This is a genomic window from Mycoavidus sp. SF9855, from assembly GCF_024582735.1.
GTDB lineage: Bacteria > Pseudomonadota > Gammaproteobacteria > Burkholderiales > Burkholderiaceae > Mycoavidus.
The window spans coordinates 712,731-732,898 of the sequence record NZ_CP102085.1; the positions used below are offsets into that span (position 1 = coordinate 712,731).

Genomic DNA, 20,168 nt, shown 5'->3' on the forward strand with positions numbered 1-20,168 from the left:
TTGTCATTTGAAAAAGCTGGTTTGCACATTTTGTGTGTGCTAACCAGAACTATTGTGTGGCCTGCCGCCTTACCCAACTGAATACTATGTGGGTGAGCCATGGAGCAGGCCCAATCAACCCGTTTGACAGGAGTGAAGAATGGCGGAAATTACCGCAAGTATGGTAGCTAAATTGCGCGCCAAAACAGATGCACCAATGATGGAATGTAAAAAAGCATTGACCGAAGCTAACGGCGATTTGACGCGTGCTGAAGAGTTGTTACGCATAAAATTGGGCACTAAAGCGGACAAGGTTGCTGCGCGTGTAACGGCGGAAGGCATCGTAGCTACATATATTGATGCCGCGACCCAGGTCGGAGCGCTGGTTGAGCTCAATTGCGAAACAGATTTTGTGGCAAAAAATGATGATTTTCTAGCCTTTGCAAAAACCGTGGCTGAGTTGGTGGCAGCTCAAAAACCTGCCGATGTGGCGGCTCTATTAGCTTTGCCTTTGATGGACAAGACTGTAGATGAAGTGAGGCGGACTTTGATTGGCAAGCTTGGCGAAAGTTTAACCATCCGCCGTTTTGTCTGCTACCCAAGCACACATAAGCTGGCTGCCTATTTGCACGGTACTCGGATTGGCGTGCTGGTTGAATACGAGGGCGCTAATGAGCAGGTGGGTAAAGACCTTGCGATGCATATTGCCGCAATGAAACCGATCACGCTTTCGGCCGATGCAGTCCCTGCTGAGTTGATTGAAACAGAACGTAAAATCGCCGCACAAAAAGCGAGCGAATCTGGAAAACCAGCCGAGATTGTTGCAAGAATGGTTGAAGGCAGCGTGCAAAAATATCTGAAAGAAGTGTCGCTGCTCGATCAGCCATTTGTCAAAGACGATAAGCAAACTATCGGGCAGATGCTGAAAGCGGCTCAGGCTTCGGTTAAGCGCTTTACAATTTACGTTGCAGGCGAGGGTATTGAGAAGCACCAAGGCGATTTTGCAGCTGAAGTGGCGGCGCAAGTTGCGGCTGCCCAGTCGGTATAAAAAGCCATTACACAACTTTGTGCAGCTTGCTAGATTAAGCTGCGCAAAGTTGCCCGGTAAGTTCAAGAATTTTGATGTCAACCTCTATGCCAGTTTCTACCCCCAGTCGCTATAAGCGAGTATTGTTAAAGTTATCTGGCGAAGCCTTAATGGGCGAAGATGCTTTTGGTATCAATCGGATAACGATTGAGCGTATGGTGGCCGATATTGCAGAAGCTGTTCAGCTTGGCACGCAACTCGCGATTGTGATTGGCGGCGGCAATATTTTTCGTGGCGTCGCTGGCGGCGCTGCCGGGATGGATCGGGCGACAGCTGACTATATGGGGATGCTTGCCACGATGATGAATGCGCTGGCCCTGCAAGATGCGATGCGTCATGCTGGGATTGAGGGTCGGGTGCAATCGGCATTGCGCATGGACCAAGTGGTCGAGCCTTATATTCGACCCCGCGCCATTCGTCAACTTGAAGAGGGTAAGGTCGTCATCTTCGCAGCAGGTACGGGCAATCCCTTTTTTACTACTGATACTGCAGCTGCATTGCGCGGCGCTGAGATTGGGGCTGAAGTTGTGCTTAAGGCAACCAAGGTAGATGGCGTTTATTCAGCCGATCCACGTAAAGAGCCGACCGCAACCCGTTACACGACAATCAGCTTTGATGAGGCGATCAGTCGTAACCTACAGGTGATGGATGCCACTGCATTTGCGCTTTGTCGTGACCAAAAATTGCCTATTCGCGTATTTTCGATTGTCAAGCCGGGCGCCTTAAAGCGTGTTGTGCTTGGTGAGAACGAGGGAACGCTAGTCCATGTGTAGGCGTTCCGTGTGTGTAGATTCGTGGCCCTTGTGTCAGATATTGCCGCACAGCGGCGATTTGGAGTTTTAAATGAGTGTAGCTGAGGTTAAAAAAAACGTTGAGCAAAGGATGCAACGCTCGATTGACGCATTTAAGAATGACCTTGCAAAAATCCGTACTGGCCGCGCGCATACGGGGTTTCTTGAGCATATTCAGGTTGATTACTATGGTTCTCATGTGCCGCTTTCGCAGGTGGCCAATTTGACCCTTATCGATGCGCGCACAATCGGCGTTCAGCCATGGGAAAAAAAGATGGTGTCGGTGGTTGAAAAAGCCATTCGTGAATCTGACCTAGGTTTGAATCCAGCTACGCATGGTGAATTATTGCGAGTGCCGATGCCGGCTTTGACCGAAGAGCGCCGCCGTGACCTTACGAAAGTGGTTAAAAGCGAAGGCGAAACTGCCAAAATCGCGGTCCGAGGATTGCGCCGGGATGCAAAAGAACAATTGGACAAATTGGTTAAAGACGAAGGTGTGCCAGAAGACAGTGGACGTCGCGCGCAGGATGACGTGCAAAAATTAACCGATAAATTTGTTGCTGAAATCGACGAATTGGTGCAAACCAAATCGAGCGAAATTATGAAGGTTTAAAGCGTAGCACCTGCAGGTCTGCGAAATAGCTATGGCCTATACGAGTTCTACTATGGGTGTGCCTGTTGCGGTTGAGATGCCGCGGCATATTGCCGTTATTATGGATGGCAATGGCCGTTGGGCGACCCAACGGCGACTGCCACGCGTCGCGGGCCATACTAAAGGCGTTGAAGCCGTGCGCGCAATGGTTGAAGCCTGCGCGCGGCGGAATATTTCATATTTGACTCTGTTTGCTTTTAGCTCTGAAAACTGGCGCCGACCTACGGATGAAATTTCATTTTTGATGCGCCTTTTTGTGAATGTGCTTGAGCGTGAAATTGGCAAGATGCATAGTAATGGCATTCGGCTGCGCGTGATTGGCGATTTGACTAAGTTTGAGCCGCGTATTCAAGAACTGGTGCGCTGCGCTGAGGCAAAAACAGCCAATAATCAACGGATGACGCTGACCATTGCCGCTAATTACGGCGGCCGTTGGGATCTCACGCAAGCGGCTTATAAGCTGGCTGAGCAAGCCGTCGCTGAAAAAGGCATGCAATCTATAGGCGAGGCGGATTTCTCAAAATATCTTGCCATGGCGTATGCACCAGAACCCGATCTGTTTATTCGTACCGGCGGTGAGCAGCGTTTAAGCAATTTCCTGTTATGGCAATGTGCCTATACTGAACTCTATTTCACCGATATTTTTTGGCCTGATTTTGATGCGTCGGCGCTTGATCTTGCGCTTGATTGGTATCGTCAGCGCGAGCGCCGGTTTGGTCGAATTAGCGCGCAACTTGAATCCGAAGAAAAGCAGATCTCATGTTAAAAACCCGCATTCTGACGGCTGTAATATTGTTGGCAGTGTTACTGCCGGTGATTTTTTGTACCGCCTGCACCTTCAATCTATTCAATGCGCTAGTGGTTGGCATACTGACGCTCGCGGCCTGGGAGTGGGCGCGTTTATTGAAGCTCACGCCGAAGAAGTGTATCAGCTATGCAGTGCTAGTGGGTGTGATGTTATGCCTGCTTGCGCTCTGGCAATGGCAGCTTAACGGTACGTTGCAGAGCGCGTCGCAGGCGCTTTTCGGGGATGGATTATTTTGGCCGATGCTATATTGGATTGCCGCTTTTTTCTGGGTCGCGGTGGTGCCATTTATCTTAATGCGGCAACCTACTTTAGCGGTTGGCCTATGGCGTGTGCTTTTGCTGGCCGCGGGTTTAGTTATTTTTGCAGTGTGTTGGGATGCGTTGATTGCAGCGCATAGAGTAGGGCCGACTTTTCTTTTATCTGTTTTGCTTGTTGTATGGCTAGCCGATAGTGGTGCTTATTTTGCCGGAAAACGATTTGGTCGGCATAAATTGGCGCCCCTAATTAGCCCCGGCAAGACGTGGGAAGGTGTGTTGGGCGGCTGGTTGCTGGTGCTTGCAGTAACCGCCGTTGTAGCAGGTACAATCCGGCTTTTCGGCGTCTCACCATTGGCGGTTGAGGTTGACTCAGTCAGTGGCTGGTTGGGTATGTTAGCGGTACTGACCTTACTGGTTGGCGTCGGCGTTGTGGGTGATTTGTTTGAATCATTAATGAAGCGGCAAGCAGGATTTAAAGATTCGAGTATGCTCTTGCCCGGCCATGGTGGCGTATTAGATCGTTTAGATGCGTTGTTACCAATGCTTACGCTGGCGGTTGGCCTGTACGGGAGCCTTTTGCGTTTTACCCCTATCTAAGAGCGTGAAACCCGCAGCGATATGCAACAACGTCTAACTATACTTGGTTCAACCGGCTCAATCGGCGATAGTACGCTTGATATTGTTGCGCGCCACCCAGAGCGTTTTTCTGTGTTTGGGCTGAGCGCGCACCGCAATATCGATAAATTGCTTAAGCAGTGTTTACGCTTTACCCCTAGGTTTGCGGTCGTAAGAGATGCGGCATTAGCCGCTCAGCTGCAAACTCGGTTAAAGGCTGCTGGCAGCCGTACCGAAGTGGCGTATGGCGAGGCGGCGCTGATTGCCTTGGCGAATGCCGCGGAGTGCGACACGGTGGTGGCGGCGATTGTAGGCGCGGCGGGGCTTGCGCCAACGCTCGCTGCAGCCTGTGCTAGCAAGCGTATCTTATTAGCCAATAAAGAAGCGTTGGTAATGTCGGGCCGATTGTTTATGGAGGCAGTTTGCCAGCATAATGCACTGCTCTTTCCTGTGGACAGTGAGCACAATGCGATCTATCAATGCTTATCTGCCCGTGCTGGCGTCGAGAAAATTATTCTGACTGCGTCGGGCGGTCCATTTCGTACGCGCGAGCTTGCTTCACTGGCGCATGTTACCCCTGATGAAGCGTGTGCTCATCCAAACTGGCGGATGGGCCGAAAAATCTCGGTCGATTCCGCCACGATGATGAACAAGGGGCTTGAGGTGATTGAGGCACACTGGTTATTCAATGTGCCGATTAACCAGATTGAAGTGCTGATTCATCCACAAAGCGTGATTCACTCGATGGTCAGTTATGTCGATGGCTCTGTGCTGGCACAACTTGGCAATCCAGATATGCGGACCCCAATTGCCCATGCACTGGCCTTTCCAGATCGTATTGCAGCTGGGGTCGAACCGTTAGATTTAGCGTTAATTGCCACCTTGAGTTTTGAGCGACCTGAGCTTGAGCGTTTCCCCTGTTTAACGCTTGCCATCGAAGCTTTACGGCAGGGCGGCGTAGCGAGCGCTGTACTGAACGCTGCCAATGAAGTGGCGGTTGAGGCCTTTTTGCAGGGTGCTACATGTTTTACCTCGATTGCCGCTATTGTCGCGAATGTGCTTGAACGTATTGCGCCGAGCGCAGTCCATACGCTAGATGACGTGCTCGCAGCAGATGCACAGGCGCGCCGGCTGGCCTTTGAAGAAATTTCGGCGCTAGCTGTATAAATTGGATGGCGCCTAAGTGCCCCGTTATAAATAATGTGGGCCGTGAGCAGAGTGACGCTGGGTGAGGTTGTGTTAATGGACAGATGCTTATGAGACCATTGCTGTAAGGAAGAAGCAGCATGTCTCTGTTATGATTATTAGCTAAATTCTTTATTAAGGATAGAAGTTGTTGCCATTTCGTTTTGCATTTAGGATGGGTATTGTCGCTCTTTTCTCAGCGTATGCTACGCTGACGCACGCGGTCGCTCCCTTCGTGGTAAAAGACATTCGCATTGAAGGTCTGCGCCAGCTTGACGCGGGTACGGTGTTTGCGTATTTGCCTCTTAAGTCAGGCCAATCATTTACCGATGATAAAGGTTCGCAAGCGATTCGCGCGCTTTACGCAACTGGGTTTTTTAGTGATGTGCGCGTGTTATCACAAGGTAACGTGGTGGTGGTTCAGGTGCAAGAACGGCCGCTTGTCTCGTCGATTGATTTTGTCGGACTGCGTGAGTTTGATAAAGAAAATCTATACAAATTGCTGCGTGGCGCAATTGCTTTGTCGCCGGGTCGCTATTACGATAAAAATTTGATTGACAAAGCTGAGCAAGAACTTAAGCGCCGTTATCTAACGCGTGGTTACTACGCGGCTGAAGTCACTACCACAGTCACTCCGTTTGAGCGCAACCGAGTGAATATTTTATTCTCTGTCACAGAGGGTCCAGTTGCGCGTATCCGGCAAGTCAATTTCATTGGCAATAAGGCGTTTAAGACCAGCACCTTGCAAGACGAAATGCAACTCTCAACGCCTAACTGGTTCTCCTGGTACAGCAAAAATGATTTGTATGCGCGTGAAAAACTGGCCAATGATCTTGATAATGTCCGTTCCTACTATCTTGATCGGGGTTATCTGGAATTTAATTTTGAATCGACGCAAGTCTCAATTTCACCTGACAAAAAAGACATTTATCTGACGTTTAGCTTGCATGAAGGTGAGCCGTACACCATCGCTAATTTTGAACTGAGCGGGGAGTTGCTCGATAAAAAAGAAGAGTTACTTAAGTTGGTCAAAATCCGCTCCGGCGAGCGTTTTTCAGCAGCTAAGCTGCAAGCTGCGAGCAAAGCGATCACTGACAAACTGGGTGAATACGGCTATGCTTTCGCGACGGTTGCCCCGCAGCAGGCGGTTGACCAGCAGCGGCATACGGCAGCGATTAGCTTGCAAGTTACGCTGGGCCGGCGTGTATATGTGCGGCGAGTGAATGTGGTCGGTAATAATCGTACGCGCGATGAAGTGATTCGCCGTGAAATGCGCCAATTTGAGAGCGCTTGGTTCGACGGACAACGGCTAAAGCTGTCGCAAGACCGGATTAACCGCTTGGGCTATTTTACGGATGTTAATGTCGCCATGGCGCCGGTCGAAGGAACCAACGACCAAGTTGATGTTGACGTGAAAGTAGCGGAAAAGCCGACTGGTGCCGTGACCGTGGGCGCAGGATTTTCATCGACAGATAAGGTGGTGCTGTCAGCAGGGGTGTCGCAAGACAATGTATTTGGTTCAGGCACTAGCCTTGCGGTCAATATAAATACGGCCAAAACGTATCGCACACTGTCTGTCACGCAGGTCGATCCTTATTTTACGATCGATGGTATCAAACGGATTACTGAAGCCTATTATCGGACCTATCAGCCGCTTTTATATGGTGGCTCAAGCTTTATGCCGGGCTCAAATTCAAGTAATTTCACAATCGTCAGTATGGGCGGCAATTTGAAATTTGGTATCCCGTTTTCTGAGTTTGATACAGTTTATCTAGGCGCCGGTTTTGAGCAGGACCGGATGAAAGCGGATGAAACAGCGCCGAAAGCTTACCGGAACTACATTGATCAATTTGGCCGGGTGGTGAATAATGTCCCGCTGACCATTGGCTGGTCCCGTGATAGTCGTGATAGCGCCTTGGTGCCAAGTCGCGGTTATTACACGCAGGCAAATGGCGAGCTAGGTACGCCTGCCGGTGACACCCAATATTACAAAATCGATTTACAGCAACAATATTATTATTCGTTTGCGCGTGGCTTTGTGCTTGGTTTGAATGGGCAGTTCGGTTATGGGCGGGGGCTTGCCGGCAAACCGTATCCGATTTTTAAAAACTACTACGCGGGCGGAATTGGATCAGTACGCAGCTATGAACCTAGTTCGTTGGGTCCTAAAGATGCAGAGAGCACTGATGCAATCGGGGGTTCTAAGCTTTTGATTGGCAATATTGAACTGACTTTTCCGTTGCCCAAAACGGGTTACGATCGTACGCTACGTTTATTTACTTTCATTGACGGAGGTAATGTGTGGGGTCCGGATCAGAAGATCGCTCTGGGCAGCTTGCGTTATGGCTATGGGCTGGGGATCGCCTGGATTTCGCCAGTTGGTCCGTTAAAATTTAGTTTGGGTTTCCCGCTGACCAAAAAGCCAGGCGATACTTACCAAAAATTTCAATTTCAGCTTGGCACAGCCTTCTGAAGATTCATCTATCAAAATATGCAGGCACCCAATATAGAGGCGTATCGTGTTAAATAATCTATCCAAACAGCGTTATGTGTGCTGGTTTGCATGCGCCTTGTTCGCTAGCTCGGCGAATGTATGCGCTAGCCCAGCGAATGCGTCTACCCATGAAGTGCATATTGCCGCTGTCAATTCAGATCGCATTCTGAGTGAATCGACACTGGCTAAGGCGGCACAAGACAAGCTCAAGCAAGAATTTTTAAAGCGCGATCAGGAACTACAGGCCATCGCCAAGGATTTAAAAACGAAATCTAATAAGCTTGATAAGAATGCAGCCACTATGTCCGATCTTGAGCGTAAGAAAGTGCAAGCAGAGCTGACGCAACTGGATGCCGACTTTCAGCGTAAGCAGCGTGAATTTAGTGAAGATCTCAATCAACGCCGTAATGAAGAGTTGGCGGCTGTGCTTGAACGTGCGAATAAAGCGATTAAGCAGATCGCAGAGGCAAAAAATTACGACTTGATTGTGCAAGAAGCCGTCTACGTGAATCCGCGCATTGATATTACCGATGAGGTGTTAAAAGCGCTGGCTAAACCCAATGCTAGCTTCTGAGTTGAATATGCAATTGGCTTGCGACAAGCATAAAGGATTTACCCTCGAGCAACTCGCGCAACGGTTTGGTGGCGAAGTTGTGGGCGATGGCGCCTGCTCTATTCACGGTTTAGCGCCACTTGATCGTGCACAGCCGCAGCAGTTGAGCTTTTTGGCTAACCCAAAATATCTCGCTCAGCTTGAAGCGACGCGGGCAGGAGCCGTATTGATCACCTGTGCTGACTTATTGAAAGTTAAAAACCGTAGCGCCTGCTCGTTTCTTGTCACCCCTAATCCTTATGCCTATTTTGCGCGTGTTGCGCAATGCTTTGCGGCCGCGAGCATACCGCAGACGTTGCCCGGCATCCATGCCAGCGCAGTGATTGATCCTAGCGCGCGAGTGGCGGCTACAGCATCGATCGGGCCGCAGGTTGTGATTGAGGCCAATGCGGTGATTGGTGAGCGTGCGCGTCTTGATGCCCATGCGTATATTGGGCGAGGTGTTACGATTGGCGACGATGTACATTTATTTGCACAGGTTACCGTTTATCATGGCTGTACCTTAGGCGCGCGCGCGTTGGTGCATGCCGGCGCTGTCATTGGCGCCGATGGGTTTGGTTTTGCTCCCGATTTTAACGGCGATACCGGAGAGTGGGTCAAAATTCCACAAACCGGCACTGTTATGATTGGCGAAGATGTTGAGATTGGTGCCAATACCACGATTGACCGTGGCACAATGACTGACACCCTAATTGAGGACGGCGTAAAAATTGATAATCTGGTTCAAATTGCCCATAATTGCCGAATTGGCGCTTACACGGTGATTGCTGCTTGTGCGGGCATTGCAGGCAGTACGGTGATTGGCCGTCATTGTATGATAGGAGGCGCCGTGGGTATCGCTGGCCATTTGACGTTAGCCGATCGAGTGATCGTTACCGCCAAATCCGGTGTTTCAAAATCTTTATCTAAACCTGGCGTTTATACTAGCTCATTTCCTGCCATTGAAAATACTCACTGGAACCGCAATGCTGCTTTGATGCGCAATCTCGATAAAATGAATGCGCGCCTCAAGCAGCTTGAAGCTGTTATATTAGCTAGTCAAAATAAGCAGTCATGATTGTGACTGAAGCAAATCATTCTACGTAGAAAATCGATGAGTACACAAGACATTAAACTCGATATCCATCGGATCCTTACTTTACTGCCGCATCGCTATCCGATTTTGCTGGTTGATCGAGTACTGGAGCTTGAACCGCATAAGCGGATTAAAGCGCTGAAAAATGTATCCATTAATGAGCCTTATTTCACTGGTCATTTTCCGGCTTGTCCGGTCATGCCTGGTGTATTAATACTTGAGGCATTAGCGCAGACCGCAGGGCTTTTAACCTTTGCTGAAGAAGAGTATGACCCCGCTAAGTCGCTTTACTATTTTGTGGGAATTGATAACGCGCGCTTTAAACGGCCGGTTGAACCGGGCGATCAGCTGATTTTGAATGTAAGTTTTGAGCGCTATTTGCGTGGGATTTGGAAATTTAGCGCATTTGCTGAGGTAGATGGCGTTGTGGCGGCTGAAGCGAATTTGATGTGTACGGTTAGACCGACGCGTCAGAGTGATGCGCAAACATCAAACGTTTAATAAGACAACAACTCAGAGCATGACAAAAATTCATAGCAGTGCAGTGATTGAGCCGGGCGCCGAGCTCGATGAGACAGTCGAGATTGGCCCCTATGCGGTGATTGGCGCGCACGTAAAAATTGGCGCAGGCACAAAAATCGGTTCCCATAGCGTGCTTGAAGGCCATACTACGCTGGGCAAAGATAACCGGATTGGCCATTATGCCGCGCTGGGCGGCGCCCCCCAAGACATGAAATACAGAGGTGAGCCAACCCAGCTAGAGATTGGTGACCGCAATACGATTCGTGAATTCGCCACGATTCATACCGGTACGGTACAAGATACGGGCCTGACTCGCATCGGCGATGACAACTGGATCATGGCTTATGTGCATATCGCACATGACTGTATCGTAGGTAGCCATACTATTTTCGCCAGCAATGCGCAAATCGCTGGGCATGTGCAGGTTGGCGATTGGGCTATCCTGGGCGGTATGGCGGGGGTGCACCAATTCGTGCGCATTGGCGCACACTCAATGTTAGGCGGCGCTACCGTTTTAATCCAGGATATTCCGCCGTTTATCATGGCCGCGGGCGACAAGGCTAAGCCGCATGGTATCAATCTTGAAGGCTTGCGCCGGCGAGGCTTTACATCGGCTGCGATTACGACGCTGCGCACCGCTTATCGGACGCTGTATAAAGCAGGCCTTTCGCTTGAGCAAGCCAAAATCCAACTGGCTGAGTTGGTGGCTCAAGCGGACGATGGCAATGCGCATGTGCAGGAACTGCTTAGCTTTATCGCCGACACGCAGCGCGGCATTATCCGCTAGGCAGCAAAGGTGCTAAGTACACATCCAACTGGCGATACTGCGCCGGCCAGTTTGGCCATGGTGGCGGGCGAGGCGTCCGGGGATTTACTCGCCGCAGCCCTGATCCAGCAGCTTACAAGCCGTTTACCGGCGGCGAGCATGTACTTCGGCATTGGCGGGCCAAAGATGACTGCGCTCGGCTTTAATGCGCGCTGGCCGAGTGAAAAATTAGCCGTGCGTGGCTATGTTGAAGCCTTACGCAATATTCCCGAAATCTTGCGTATCCGTAGCGCGTTAAAGCGCCAACTGTTAGCTGCGCCGCCAACCGTCTTTGTGGGTATCGATGCGCCTGATTTTAATCTCGGCCTTGAAGCACAACTGCGCCGCGCTGGCATTCCCACCGTTCATTTCATTAGCCCATCGATTTGGGCGTGGCGCGGCGCCCGCATTAAAAAAATCCAGCGGGCCACAGATCTCATGTTGTGCCTATTTCCCTTTGAGCCGGAAATTTACGCGCGCGCCGGAGTTGCTGCACGCTATGTTGGCCACCCATTAGCGGATGTGATCCCGCTGGTACCTGATCCAGTGGCTGCCCGGCGTCGTCTGGATTTACCCGTACAGGGTCCGATCATCGCTGTCTTGCCGGGTAGCCGGCGCTCGGAAATCGCCTTGATTGCGCCCAATTTTTTAGCTGCGATGGCGCTGATGCAAGCCTCTGAACCTGGGTTACGGTTTATCTTGCCCGCGGCGTCAGCGGCAATTAGGGCGCAGTTGCAGCCGTTGATTGCCAAGTATCCACAGCTTTCTCTGACGGTGCTTGAGGGCGACTCACATAGTGCCCTAGAAGCTGCTGATGCCGTGCTCATTGCCAGCGGCACCGCAACCTTAGAAGCCGCCCTATATAAAAAGCCGATGGTGATTTCGTATCAAGTCCCCTGGCTGACTGCCCAAATTATGAAAAGGCAAGGTTATTTACCTTATGTTGGACTGCCTAATATTCTCGCTGGCCGATTTGTGGTACCCGAATTGCTGCAGCATCTTGCCACGCCTGATGCACTAGCGCGCGCGATGATGGATCAATTGAATGATCATGCAAATCGCGATAAGCTCAATCAAATTTTTACGCAAATGCACCACACCTTAAAGTGTGATTCAGCCGCTGTTGCAGCGGATGCGATTGCCGAGTTAATTGAAACTTCACAGCGCCAGGCAGCGAAGTCCGTTTTACCTTTAAAGTAGTTTATCTCAATCTATTCGGATGTCGCGGCTCAAGTCTTCAATAGCATTAATGAGTGCCAAGCGACACGCCTAAAATTTCGCGTGACTGACTTCATGGATCCATCCTTTTCTACCCCTTATAACTTGCTATTAGACGATCCAAGCAGGCTAACCTGCGGCGTTGACGAAGCAGGCCGAGGCCCGTTAGCTGGCCCAGTGGTCGCGGCGGCGGTGATGCTTGATGCAACACGGCCGATTGAGGGCCTCGCTGATTCAAAGACGTTGAGTGCCAAAAAGCGCGCGCTACTCTTTGATCTGATCTGTGAACGTGCGCTCGCTTTTAGTATTGCGTCGGCCTCAGTGGATGAAATTGATCGCTTAAATATCTTGCACGCAACGATGCTGGCGATGCAGCGTGCGGTTGAAACACTGCCGATTACTCCAAGCTTGGCAAAGATTGATGGTAACCGTTGTCCATCCTTAAAGATGCAGGCGCTAGCCATTGTGCGTGGCGATGCATTGCTGCCAGAGATTTCAGCTGCCTCGATTCTCGCTAAAGTGACACGCGATCGAATGCTGGTTGAATTACATATCGCTCATCCCGAATATGGTTTTGATGCACACGCAGGTTATGGCACACCACAACATCTTGCTGCGCTTAAGCAGCATGGTCCCTGTATTCACCATCGCCGCTCATTTGCCCCGGTGCGCCAAGCACTAGGTGGCGACCCTGGATTGCCTTGTTCGATTCATTCACTATGATGCGCGTAGACCTACATAATGAAAACCATTACTGCGCGCGATAACCCTTTTTTTAAGAGGCTCAAGCAACTCGCCGGCACGCTCACTCGTGAACGCCGGGCCGGCCAAGCTCTTGCTGAAGGGCTACATTTAGCCAGCACCTATCTCGATACGCTAGGACAACCACGTTTCTGTATTATTGCCGAGAGCACGCTGTCTGAGCATAAAATGCAGCAAAGCCTGCAGCCAATCATGTCACGCATTGAGCCAGCGCGTATGGTGGTGTTATCAGATACGCTCTTTGCACAATTGTCGACGTTAGCGCGAGCAGCGCAGGGTGGCAACGTGATATTTTTGGTTGATATCCCGGCCTCTGAATTGCCGCAGAAAATTACCCGTGATTGCATCATTCTTGACGGTGTGCAAGATGCAGGTAACGCCGGCTCTATTTTGCGTAGCGCCGCTGCCGCCGGCATTCAATATGTATTTTGCGCACCCGGTACGGCGTGTGCCTGGTCTCCTAAAGTACTACGGGCGGGGATGGGGGCGCATTTTCTACTGCATATTTTTGAGGGAATTGAGGTAGACCAACTCTTGCCACACCTTGCCGTGCCATTGCTCGTTACAGATTCGCACAACGCCACTTCGATCTACCAGCAGGATTTGACCAAACCTTTTGCCTGGATCTGGGGCAACGAAGGTGCTGGCGTCTCTGCGACATGGCGCGAACACGCCGCACACTCTGTCACCATCCCCCAGCCTGGTGGGATGGAATCCATTAATGTCGCAGCTGCCGCGGCTGTTTGTTTATTCGAGCAATGCCGCCAGCGCAACACTTAGTTGCTTGCACGATTTTCAAAAGATTGTGCACCCAAATTGTTGCGTAGTAGAAAAATATCAGGGAAAATAAAAGAGGCCATTTCACTATATTATCTTGTTGAATAGGTCTTTCTCTAGCGTGCGCGCTCATGAGCCGATAATAAGCTCAATACGACTGTAGCCAATGAGCAACATTTCTATGTTTTAAGCCCATTATGGGTGAAAAACTTTGCCCATATTGCTGCAGGCAAACCGGTGCTCAATATAAGCATTTCGGGAACAATCAAGGTTCGTTCATAACCATGACGGCAACCGCCGTTTTTTATTAAAGATCGATCCGATGAAAAGTTCCTTGTCTATTCCTCATGATGCATTGTTTAAAAAATTTTTATCCAATGTAACCCTTGCTAAGGCTTTTTTAGAAGTTTATTTGCCAACTTCTGTAAAACAATATTGCGATTTAAACACGCTGCAGATTGCCAATGGCTCGTTTGTAGACGCCCATCTGAGACAATATTTTTCAGATATTGTCTATTCATTGAAGATTGCTGGCGCCCCTGGATATATTTATGCTGTTATTGAGCACGAGAGCGTCGTAGGTCAATTAACGCCTTTTAAGCTTTTGCGTTATCAAACTGCAATCATGCAGCAGCACCTTGAGCAAGGTAATGAATTATTACCTGTAGTAGTGCCTATGCTTTTTTATCGAGGGCGGCGCAGCCCTTATCCAGGGCCGCTAGATCTACTGAGTTGTTTTGAAAACCAGGAGCTTGCGGAGAAAATTTTCCTAAAGCCAATTAAGCTCATCGATCTTTCTGTCATTCCAGACGAAGAAATTCAAACGCATAAAAGCATTGCTGCGTTTGAACTCTTACAAAAGCACATCCGAACCAGAGATTTGCTACAGCTGGCGCAACCTGTTTTGAAAATACTCAACACTGATCCGCCCCCCGGTGAACTCCTGCATAGCATGCTAAAATATCTTGTGGAAGAAGGAAAATGTACCAATTACCCGCAGTTCATCCAGTTGGTGACTGAAACTGCGCCGAACTATCGTGAGGAAATTATGACTCTTGCTCAACACTTAGAACTCGCAGGTTGGAAAAAAGGCCACCAAGAAGGTCGTCAAGAAGGCCACCAAGAAGGTGAGCAGAAAGGCGAACTGAAAGGTGAGCGCAAAAAAACTCTTGAAATTGTGAACAATATGTTAGCTACGGGAATGCAACTCGATAAGATTAAAGAGCTCACAAAACTTTCTGATCAAGATTTCGCAGAGCTAACTGAAGTATCTTAATAGATGATTGAAACCGCAATGAACTTACGCGAGGAATTTATGACTGTTGCTAAACACTTTGAGCTTGAGGGTTGGAAAAAAGGCTGGAAAGAAGGTTGGCATGAGGGCTGGCAAAAAGCTAAACGCGAGACAGTTGTTGAAACGGCTAACAATATGTTAGCCGCGGGCATGCAGCCCGGTAAGATTAAAGAGATTATGAGGCTCTCTGATCGAGATTCTGAGGAGTTAATCGTAAACCACGTCATAACCCCGGAATAAGCCATTAATACGATGGCTTATCAAGCCTGATTTCTTGCAAAATAGTGGCGGCGATCTCTTCAATTGATTTATGCGTGGAGGACAGCCACTTAATATTTTCGCGTCGCATCAGAGCTTGAGCCTCATTGATCTCATAGCGGCAATTTTCAAGGGAAGCGTATTTACTACCAGGACGCCGTTCATTGCGGATTTCCGCAAGCCGGCTGGGGTCGATCGACAAACCAAAAATTTTCGACTTATGGGTGAGCAGCGGTGTAGGCAGTTTGCCACGCTCAAAATCTTCTGGAATCAGCGGATAATTGGCAGCCTTTACGCCATATTGCATTGCTAAATAGAGCGTGGTCGGTGTTTTGCCGCTGCGTGAGACCCCGACTAAGATAACATCGGCTTCTTTAAGGTTAAGATGAGACTGGCCATCGTCATGTGTCAGTGAAAAATTGATCGCTTCAATCCGGTTCTTATAAGCCTCGGTATCTGCTGCTTGATGCCCCCGTCCCATGGCATGGCTGGACTTCATCTTAAGTTCTTGCTCAAGGGGCTCGATGAAGGTCTGGAACATATCCAACACAAGGGCATTCGAACGCTTCACAATCTCGTTTGACTCGCTATTGACAAGCGTTGTAAAGACAATCGGCCGGCTGTCACCTAGTTCTGCGGCATGATTGATATCATTGAGCGTGGTATAAGCTTTGTCGAGCGAATCAACAAAAGGCACGCGAATCAAGCGGAATTTCAGATCAAATTGTGAAAGAATTGAATGAGCGAAAGTTTCGGCAGTAATGCCGGTTCCATCAGAAACAATAAAGGCAATAGGTTGCATGGTGTTGTATCGGTGTCAATATAAAGCACATATAGAGTAGCGGCGCCATAGGCCCCGTTGGGTGATAGCCCAGAGCACGGTAGAATAGCGGTTTTTAAGCGTCAATACAGATTTTTTACACTTTAGGGACTGTGATGAATAGGGCAGTGGACAGCAACGCTTACGTAGTGCCGTTTGAGCAACTGCGAATGACGGACGTTGAGATCGTCGGCGGTAAAAATGCATCGCTTGGTGAAATGATTAGCCAGCTTACCCGCGCTAGCGTGAGTGTGCCGGCTGGCTTTGCGACAACGGCACAGGCATTTCGTGATTTTCTGCAACTCAATCATTTGAGCGCGCGAATCGCGCAGCGGTTGCAAGATTTAGACATTGAAGATGTCAAAGCGTTAGCCGTTGCTGGCAGCGAAATTCGCCAATGGATTATTGACGCGCCGTTGCCGCCAAGGTTAGTCGCTGAGATTCGAGCGCATTTTGAGCTCTTGCAAAAAGACGCAGCTGAACTATCGTTTGCCGTGCGCTCATCAGCAACCGCTGAAGATTTGCCTGATGCCTCATTTGCCGGCCAGCAGGAAAGCTACCTTAATGTGGTTGGCATTGACCAAATCCTAGACCGCGTCAAACACGTCTTTGCTTCGCTCTACAATGACCGCGCGATTTCATACCGGGTTCATAAAGGCTTTACGCACGCAGAGGTCGCATTATCGGTAGGGGTGCAGCGCATGGTGCGCTCAGATGTGGGCGCGGCTGGCGTGATGTTTACGCTAGATACGGAATCCGGCTTTAAGGGCGTGGTATTTATTACCTCGAGCTATGGCTTAGGAGAAACCGTCGTACAAGGTGCGGTCAACCCTGACGAATTTTATGTTTTTAAGCCAACGCTGGCAAGCGGTCATTACCCGATCATCCGCCGTTCGCTGGGCTCAAAATTAGTCAAAATGGAATTTGCTCCACCAGATGATGTGGAGCGAGTCAAAACGGTTGACGTGGAAAGCGCGCAACGCAACTGCTATTCGATTACCGATGAAGATGTGATCCAGCTCGCCAAATACGCCGTGATTATCGAGCAGCACTATGGCCGCCCAATGGATATTGAATGGGGTAAGGATGGTCGCGATGGCAAGCTTTATATCTTGCAAGCGCGGCCTGAAACGGTCAAAAGTCAAGCCAGCGGCAAACTTGAGCAGCGCTTTAAGCTTAAAAATATTGCCCCGGTACTGGCCACGGGCCGAGCCATTGGCCAAAAAATTGGCGCGGGTCCAGTCCGCGTGATTCGTGATGTGAGCGAGATTGAGCGCGTGCAGCCTGGCGATGTGCTGGTCGCTGATATGACGGACCCGAATTGGGAGCCAGTCATGAAGCGTGCTGCTGCCATCGTCACTAACCGGGGTGGCCGCACTTGCCATGCGGCCATCATCGCGCGCGAGTTGGGTGTACCTGCCGTTGTCGGTTGTGGTGAAGTGACCGACCTATTACGAGAAGGCGCACTTGTTACCGTTTCATGTGCGGAAGGTGACGAAGGCAAAATCTATGACGGCTTGCTTGAAATGGAAGTGACCGAGATTGAACGCGGTGATTTGCCTGCCTTGCCAGTTAAGATCATGATGAACGTCGGCAGTCCACAGCTGGCCTTTGATTTTTGTCAGCTGCCTAATGCTGGCGTGGGTTTGGCGCGGCTCGAATTCATTATTAATAATAATATTGGGGTGCATCCTAAAGCCGTGCTTGACTATCCAGAGGTTGGCCCGGATCTCAAAAAAGCGGTTGAGAGCATTGCCCGCGGCCATGCCTCGCCACGCGCATTTTATGTCGATAAATTGACCGAAGGGATTGCCACGATTGCCGCTGCATTTTATCCAAAGCCCGTGATCGTGCGGCTGTCTGACTTTAAGTCAAATGAATATAAAAAGTTGATCGGCGGTTCGCGCTATGAGCCCGATGAAGAAAACCCGATGTTAGGGTTTCGTGGCGCGGCGCGCTATATTTCCGAGGATTTTGCGCCTGCTTTTGAGATGGAATGCATTGCTCTCAAACGGGTGCGTGAAGAGATGGGGCTGACCAATGTTGAGGTCATGGTGCCATTTGTGCGTACGCTGGCGCAAGCCGAGCGAGTGGTGGCGCTGTTGGAGAAATTTGGTTTAAAACGCGGCGAGCATGGTCTGCGCTTGATTATGATGTGCGAAGTCCCATCCAATGCGATTCTTGCCGCTGAATTTTTGCAGTATTTTGATGGTTTTTCAATTGGCTCAAACGACTTGACCCAACTCACGCTTGGACTTGATCGAGATTCTGGCATGCCCTTGCTGGCGCAAGATTTCGATGAGCGCGACTTGGCGCTACGTTTCTTGTTAAGCCGCGTGATTGACGAGTGCAAACGCCAAAACAAATATGTGGGTATTTGCGGGCAAGGACCCTCCGATCATTTGGACTTTGCGCAGTGGCTCACAGAAGCTGGAATTATGTCAATGTCGCTCAATCCGGACACAATCATTGATACTTGGCGCACGCTTGCAAAAATGAGTTAAAGTGTTCTAGTCGAGGCACTTTCGCGGCCTCAACTGACACTAATATTCAGGAGTATTTATGATAGAAACAGGCCTCTTCTGGTGGGTTCTGGCCGGAGGGCTCGTGATTGCCGAGTTGCTAAGCGGCACCTTTTATTTATTAATGATCGCACTGGGCTGCGTAGCCGGCGGAGTGGTTACGCTTTTTGGGCTCTCCGTGAGCTTACAGTTGGTCGTTGCCGCCGCAATTGCACTCAGTGCGTTGATACTGTTGCGCCGTTCACGTGTTGACTTAGCTAAGGGTCGCCATGCTAATCCGAATAACAACCTTGATTTAGGTGCATTATTGCAGATTGATGCTTGGCAAGGACGCCGCGCGCGTGCCCTTTATCGCGGCGCGCAGTGGGATGTTGAACTGCTTGCTGGCGAAGATATAGATGGCCAATGGTATGAAATTAAAGAGATGCGCGGCAATATTTTGGTTGTTGCAGCCAAGCGCAGTTAATCAATGACGGGCTAAAAACGGCTCACTCATAAGGAAAATTATGTTAGTAGATACAAGTCTTATTGCGTTGATTATATTTATCGTCGCCGTTGTCATTGCGGCGCAAGCCGTGAAGATTGTGCCTCAGCAACATGCTTGGGTGCTTGAGCGGCTTGGCCGTTATCATGCCACGCTGACGCCGGGCGCGAATATTGTGTTGCCCTTTATCGACCGCGTTGCATATCGGCATATTTTGAAAGAAATCCCGCTTGATGTGCCTAGCCAAATTTGCATCACGCGCGACAACACGCAATTGCAAGTGGACGGCGTTCTATACTTTCAAGTGACTGACCCGATGAAAGCCTCCTATGGCTCAAGCAACTATATCGTGGCTATCACTCAGCTCGCGCAAACCACCTTGCGCTCGGTCATCGGCAGGCTGGAGCTCGACAAAACCTTTGAAGAGCGTGCCTTGATCAACCACGGCATTGTTGAGGCGCTAGATGAGGCAGCAGCAAACTGGGGCGTTAAAGTACTGCGTTATGAAATCAAAGATCTCACCCCTCCTAAAGAGATCTTACATGCAATGCAATCACAAATTACCGCCGAGCGTGAAAAGCGTGCATTGATTGCAGCTTCAGAGGGTAAGCGGCAAGAGCAAATTAACTTAGCCACGGGTGCACGCGAAGCGGCAATTCAAAAATCAGAAGGTGAAAGACAAGCGGCGATTAACCAGTCACAAGGGCAAGCATCAGCCATTCTTGCCGTAGCCGAAGCCAATGCGCAAGCGATTGCAAAAATTGGACAATCGATTCAATCGTCTGGCGGTATGGAGGCGGTTAATCTTAAAGTGGCGGAGCAATATGTGAATGCGTTTAGTAATCTTGCTAAGTCGGGTAATACATTAATCGTGCCAGCTAATTTAAGTGAAGTGAGCTCGATGATTGGGACGGCGTTATCGATTATTAAGCAGGGAAAGTAATCTCAGATTTATAGTAGATATTTAGTAAAAACTAAATAGATGCTAGATCTATTGTAAGTCTGACATAGACACACTATCCTCGCGTAAAAGTGCTAGATAGAGTGCCTATAAATTTGTTTGCTTACACTATGATATTTGCTTTTATAGCAGTTTTTTAGAATAATTACTCCTGCTCAAACGGAGTAAAAATTAAGACTGACGGGGAAA

At 49.6% G+C, this 20,168-nt stretch carries 18 protein-coding genes and 2 pseudogenes; 19 read left to right on the plus strand and 1 reads right to left on the minus strand.

The window, feature by feature from the left end; all coding sequences use genetic code 11:
• The first annotated feature begins 139 nt into the window (after window positions 1-139).
• From tsf to NQD60_RS03130, 16 genes and pseudogenes are all read left to right on the plus strand, one after another.
• Window positions 140-1,027 carry a translation elongation factor Ts gene (gene tsf / locus NQD60_RS03055; protein ID WP_223694095.1) on the plus strand — a complete coding sequence of 296 codons (888 nt, stop codon included), beginning with the start codon at window positions 140-142 and terminating at the stop codon, window positions 1,025-1,027.
• A gap of 86 nt (window positions 1,028-1,113) precedes the next feature.
• Window positions 1,114-1,839: a UMP kinase gene (pyrH, locus tag NQD60_RS03060; protein ID WP_257101246.1), complete on the plus strand. Its 726-nt coding sequence runs from the start codon at window positions 1,114-1,116 to the stop codon at window positions 1,837-1,839.
• Between the two features lie 70 nt (window positions 1,840-1,909).
• A complete protein-coding gene (gene frr, locus NQD60_RS03065; protein WP_223694097.1) occupies window positions 1,910-2,470 on the plus strand; it encodes a ribosome recycling factor in 561 nt (186 codons plus the stop codon).
• Window positions 2,471-2,501: 31 nt separating this feature from the next.
• Window positions 2,502-3,275 carry a polyprenyl diphosphate synthase gene (uppS, locus tag NQD60_RS03070; protein WP_257101017.1) on the plus strand — a complete coding sequence of 258 codons (774 nt, stop codon included), beginning with the start codon at window positions 2,502-2,504 and terminating at the stop codon, window positions 3,273-3,275.
• Entirely contained in the window at window positions 3,269-4,171 is a 903-nt protein-coding gene (locus NQD60_RS03075) for a phosphatidate cytidylyltransferase (RefSeq protein WP_257101018.1), read from the plus strand. The genes uppS and NQD60_RS03075 overlap by 7 nt, the downstream gene beginning before the upstream one ends.
• A gap of 21 nt (window positions 4,172-4,192) precedes the next feature.
• Complete coding sequence (locus NQD60_RS03080) at window positions 4,193-5,356, plus strand: 1-deoxy-D-xylulose-5-phosphate reductoisomerase (protein WP_257101019.1); 1,164 nt, start codon at window positions 4,193-4,195, stop codon at window positions 5,354-5,356.
• A gap of 235 nt (window positions 5,357-5,591) precedes the next feature.
• Window positions 5,592-7,847 (plus strand): annotated as a pseudogene (gene bamA / locus NQD60_RS03085) (outer membrane protein assembly factor BamA); the annotation flags it as partial.
• Between the two features lie 154 nt (window positions 7,848-8,001).
• On the plus strand, window positions 8,002-8,442 hold the full coding sequence (locus tag NQD60_RS03090; RefSeq protein WP_257101248.1) for an OmpH family outer membrane protein: 441 nt from the start codon (window positions 8,002-8,004) through the stop codon (window positions 8,440-8,442).
• Window positions 8,429-9,538, plus strand: a complete 1,110-nt coding sequence (gene lpxD / locus NQD60_RS03095) for a UDP-3-O-(3-hydroxymyristoyl)glucosamine N-acyltransferase (protein ID WP_257101020.1) — start codon at window positions 8,429-8,431, stop codon at window positions 9,536-9,538. Before NQD60_RS03090 ends, lpxD begins: the two co-directional genes overlap by 14 nt.
• Window positions 9,539-9,574: 36 nt before the next feature.
• Window positions 9,575-10,057, plus strand: coding sequence for a 3-hydroxyacyl-ACP dehydratase FabZ (gene fabZ, locus NQD60_RS03100; protein WP_257101021.1), 483 nt, complete (start codon window positions 9,575-9,577; stop codon window positions 10,055-10,057).
• Between the two features lie 19 nt (window positions 10,058-10,076).
• Window positions 10,077-10,865 (plus strand): acyl-ACP--UDP-N-acetylglucosamine O-acyltransferase, encoded by a 789-nt coding sequence (gene lpxA / locus NQD60_RS03105; protein ID WP_257101022.1) that lies wholly within the window; start codon window positions 10,077-10,079, stop codon window positions 10,863-10,865.
• A 57-nt stretch (window positions 10,866-10,922) separates the two neighbouring features.
• Window positions 10,923-12,083: a lipid-A-disaccharide synthase gene (lpxB, locus tag NQD60_RS03110; RefSeq protein ID WP_257101249.1), complete on the plus strand. Its 1,161-nt coding sequence runs from the start codon at window positions 10,923-10,925 to the stop codon at window positions 12,081-12,083.
• A gap of 147 nt (window positions 12,084-12,230) precedes the next feature.
• Window positions 12,231-12,824, plus strand: a pseudogene (gene rnhB, locus NQD60_RS03115) (ribonuclease HII); the annotation flags it as partial.
• 18 nt (window positions 12,825-12,842) lie between these two features.
• The gene (locus NQD60_RS03120) at window positions 12,843-13,643 is read left to right on the plus strand and encodes an RNA methyltransferase (protein WP_257101023.1); all 801 of its coding nucleotides are present in this window, start codon (window positions 12,843-12,845) and stop codon (window positions 13,641-13,643) included.
• Window positions 13,644-13,962: 319 nt separating this feature from the next.
• The gene (locus NQD60_RS03125; RefSeq protein ID WP_257101024.1) at window positions 13,963-14,916 is read left to right on the plus strand and encodes an Rpn family recombination-promoting nuclease/putative transposase; all 954 of its coding nucleotides are present in this window, start codon (window positions 13,963-13,965) and stop codon (window positions 14,914-14,916) included.
• A 3-nt stretch (window positions 14,917-14,919) separates the two neighbouring features.
• Window positions 14,920-15,174, plus strand: a complete 255-nt coding sequence (locus NQD60_RS03130; RefSeq protein ID WP_257101025.1) for a hypothetical protein — start codon at window positions 14,920-14,922, stop codon at window positions 15,172-15,174.
• 4 nt (window positions 15,175-15,178) lie between these two features.
• Here the strand turns inward: NQD60_RS03130 and NQD60_RS03135 are convergent, their stop codons facing one another.
• Complete coding sequence (locus tag NQD60_RS03135; protein ID WP_257101026.1) at window positions 15,179-15,994, minus strand: pyruvate, water dikinase regulatory protein; 816 nt, start codon at window positions 15,992-15,994, stop codon at window positions 15,179-15,181.
• A gap of 134 nt (window positions 15,995-16,128) precedes the next feature.
• Between NQD60_RS03135 and ppsA the strand changes: the two genes are divergently transcribed.
• From ppsA to NQD60_RS03150, 3 genes are read left to right on the plus strand one after another with little or no spacing between them, the layout of a single operon-like run.
• Complete coding sequence (ppsA, locus tag NQD60_RS03140) at window positions 16,129-18,516, plus strand: phosphoenolpyruvate synthase (protein ID WP_223694130.1); 2,388 nt, start codon at window positions 16,129-16,131, stop codon at window positions 18,514-18,516.
• A gap of 58 nt (window positions 18,517-18,574) precedes the next feature.
• The gene (locus NQD60_RS03145; RefSeq protein ID WP_257101027.1) at window positions 18,575-19,000 is read left to right on the plus strand and encodes an NfeD family protein; all 426 of its coding nucleotides are present in this window, start codon (window positions 18,575-18,577) and stop codon (window positions 18,998-19,000) included.
• 40 nt (window positions 19,001-19,040) lie between these two features.
• Window positions 19,041-19,961 (plus strand): SPFH domain-containing protein, encoded by a 921-nt coding sequence (locus NQD60_RS03150; RefSeq protein ID WP_223694134.1) that lies wholly within the window; start codon window positions 19,041-19,043, stop codon window positions 19,959-19,961.
• Window positions 19,962-20,168 lie beyond the last annotated feature (207 nt).

Excerpts from the sequence above, each read along its gene's own strand:
- tsf (WP_223694095.1), top strand. The coding sequence starts at position 140 with ATGGCGGAAATTACCGCAAGTATGGTAGCTAAATTGCGCGCCAAAACA.
- pyrH (WP_257101246.1), top strand. The coding sequence starts at position 1,114 with ATGCCAGTTTCTACCCCCAGTCGCTATAAGCGAGTATTGTTAAAGTTA.
- frr (WP_223694097.1), top strand. The coding sequence starts at position 1,910 with ATGAGTGTAGCTGAGGTTAAAAAAAACGTTGAGCAAAGGATGCAACGC.
- uppS (WP_257101017.1), top strand. The coding sequence starts at position 2,502 with ATGGCCTATACGAGTTCTACTATGGGTGTGCCTGTTGCGGTTGAGATG.
- NQD60_RS03075 (WP_257101018.1), top strand. The coding sequence starts at position 3,269 with ATGTTAAAAACCCGCATTCTGACGGCTGTAATATTGTTGGCAGTGTTA.
- NQD60_RS03080 (WP_257101019.1), top strand. The coding sequence starts at position 4,193 with ATGCAACAACGTCTAACTATACTTGGTTCAACCGGCTCAATCGGCGAT.
- lpxD (WP_257101020.1), top strand. The coding sequence starts at position 8,429 with ATGCTAGCTTCTGAGTTGAATATGCAATTGGCTTGCGACAAGCATAAA.
- fabZ (WP_257101021.1), top strand. The coding sequence starts at position 9,575 with ATGAGTACACAAGACATTAAACTCGATATCCATCGGATCCTTACTTTA.
- lpxA (WP_257101022.1), top strand. The coding sequence starts at position 10,077 with ATGACAAAAATTCATAGCAGTGCAGTGATTGAGCCGGGCGCCGAGCTC.
- lpxB (WP_257101249.1), top strand. The coding sequence starts at position 10,923 with ATGGTGGCGGGCGAGGCGTCCGGGGATTTACTCGCCGCAGCCCTGATC.
- NQD60_RS03120 (WP_257101023.1), top strand. The coding sequence starts at position 12,843 with ATGAAAACCATTACTGCGCGCGATAACCCTTTTTTTAAGAGGCTCAAG.
- NQD60_RS03125 (WP_257101024.1), top strand. The coding sequence starts at position 13,963 with ATGAAAAGTTCCTTGTCTATTCCTCATGATGCATTGTTTAAAAAATTT.
- NQD60_RS03130 (WP_257101025.1), top strand. The coding sequence starts at position 14,920 with ATGATTGAAACCGCAATGAACTTACGCGAGGAATTTATGACTGTTGCT.
- NQD60_RS03135 (WP_257101026.1), bottom strand. The coding sequence starts at position 15,994 with ATGCAACCTATTGCCTTTATTGTTTCTGATGGAACCGGCATTACTGCC.
- ppsA (WP_223694130.1), top strand. The coding sequence starts at position 16,129 with ATGAATAGGGCAGTGGACAGCAACGCTTACGTAGTGCCGTTTGAGCAA.
- NQD60_RS03145 (WP_257101027.1), top strand. The coding sequence starts at position 18,575 with ATGATAGAAACAGGCCTCTTCTGGTGGGTTCTGGCCGGAGGGCTCGTG.
- NQD60_RS03150 (WP_223694134.1), top strand. The coding sequence starts at position 19,041 with ATGTTAGTAGATACAAGTCTTATTGCGTTGATTATATTTATCGTCGCC.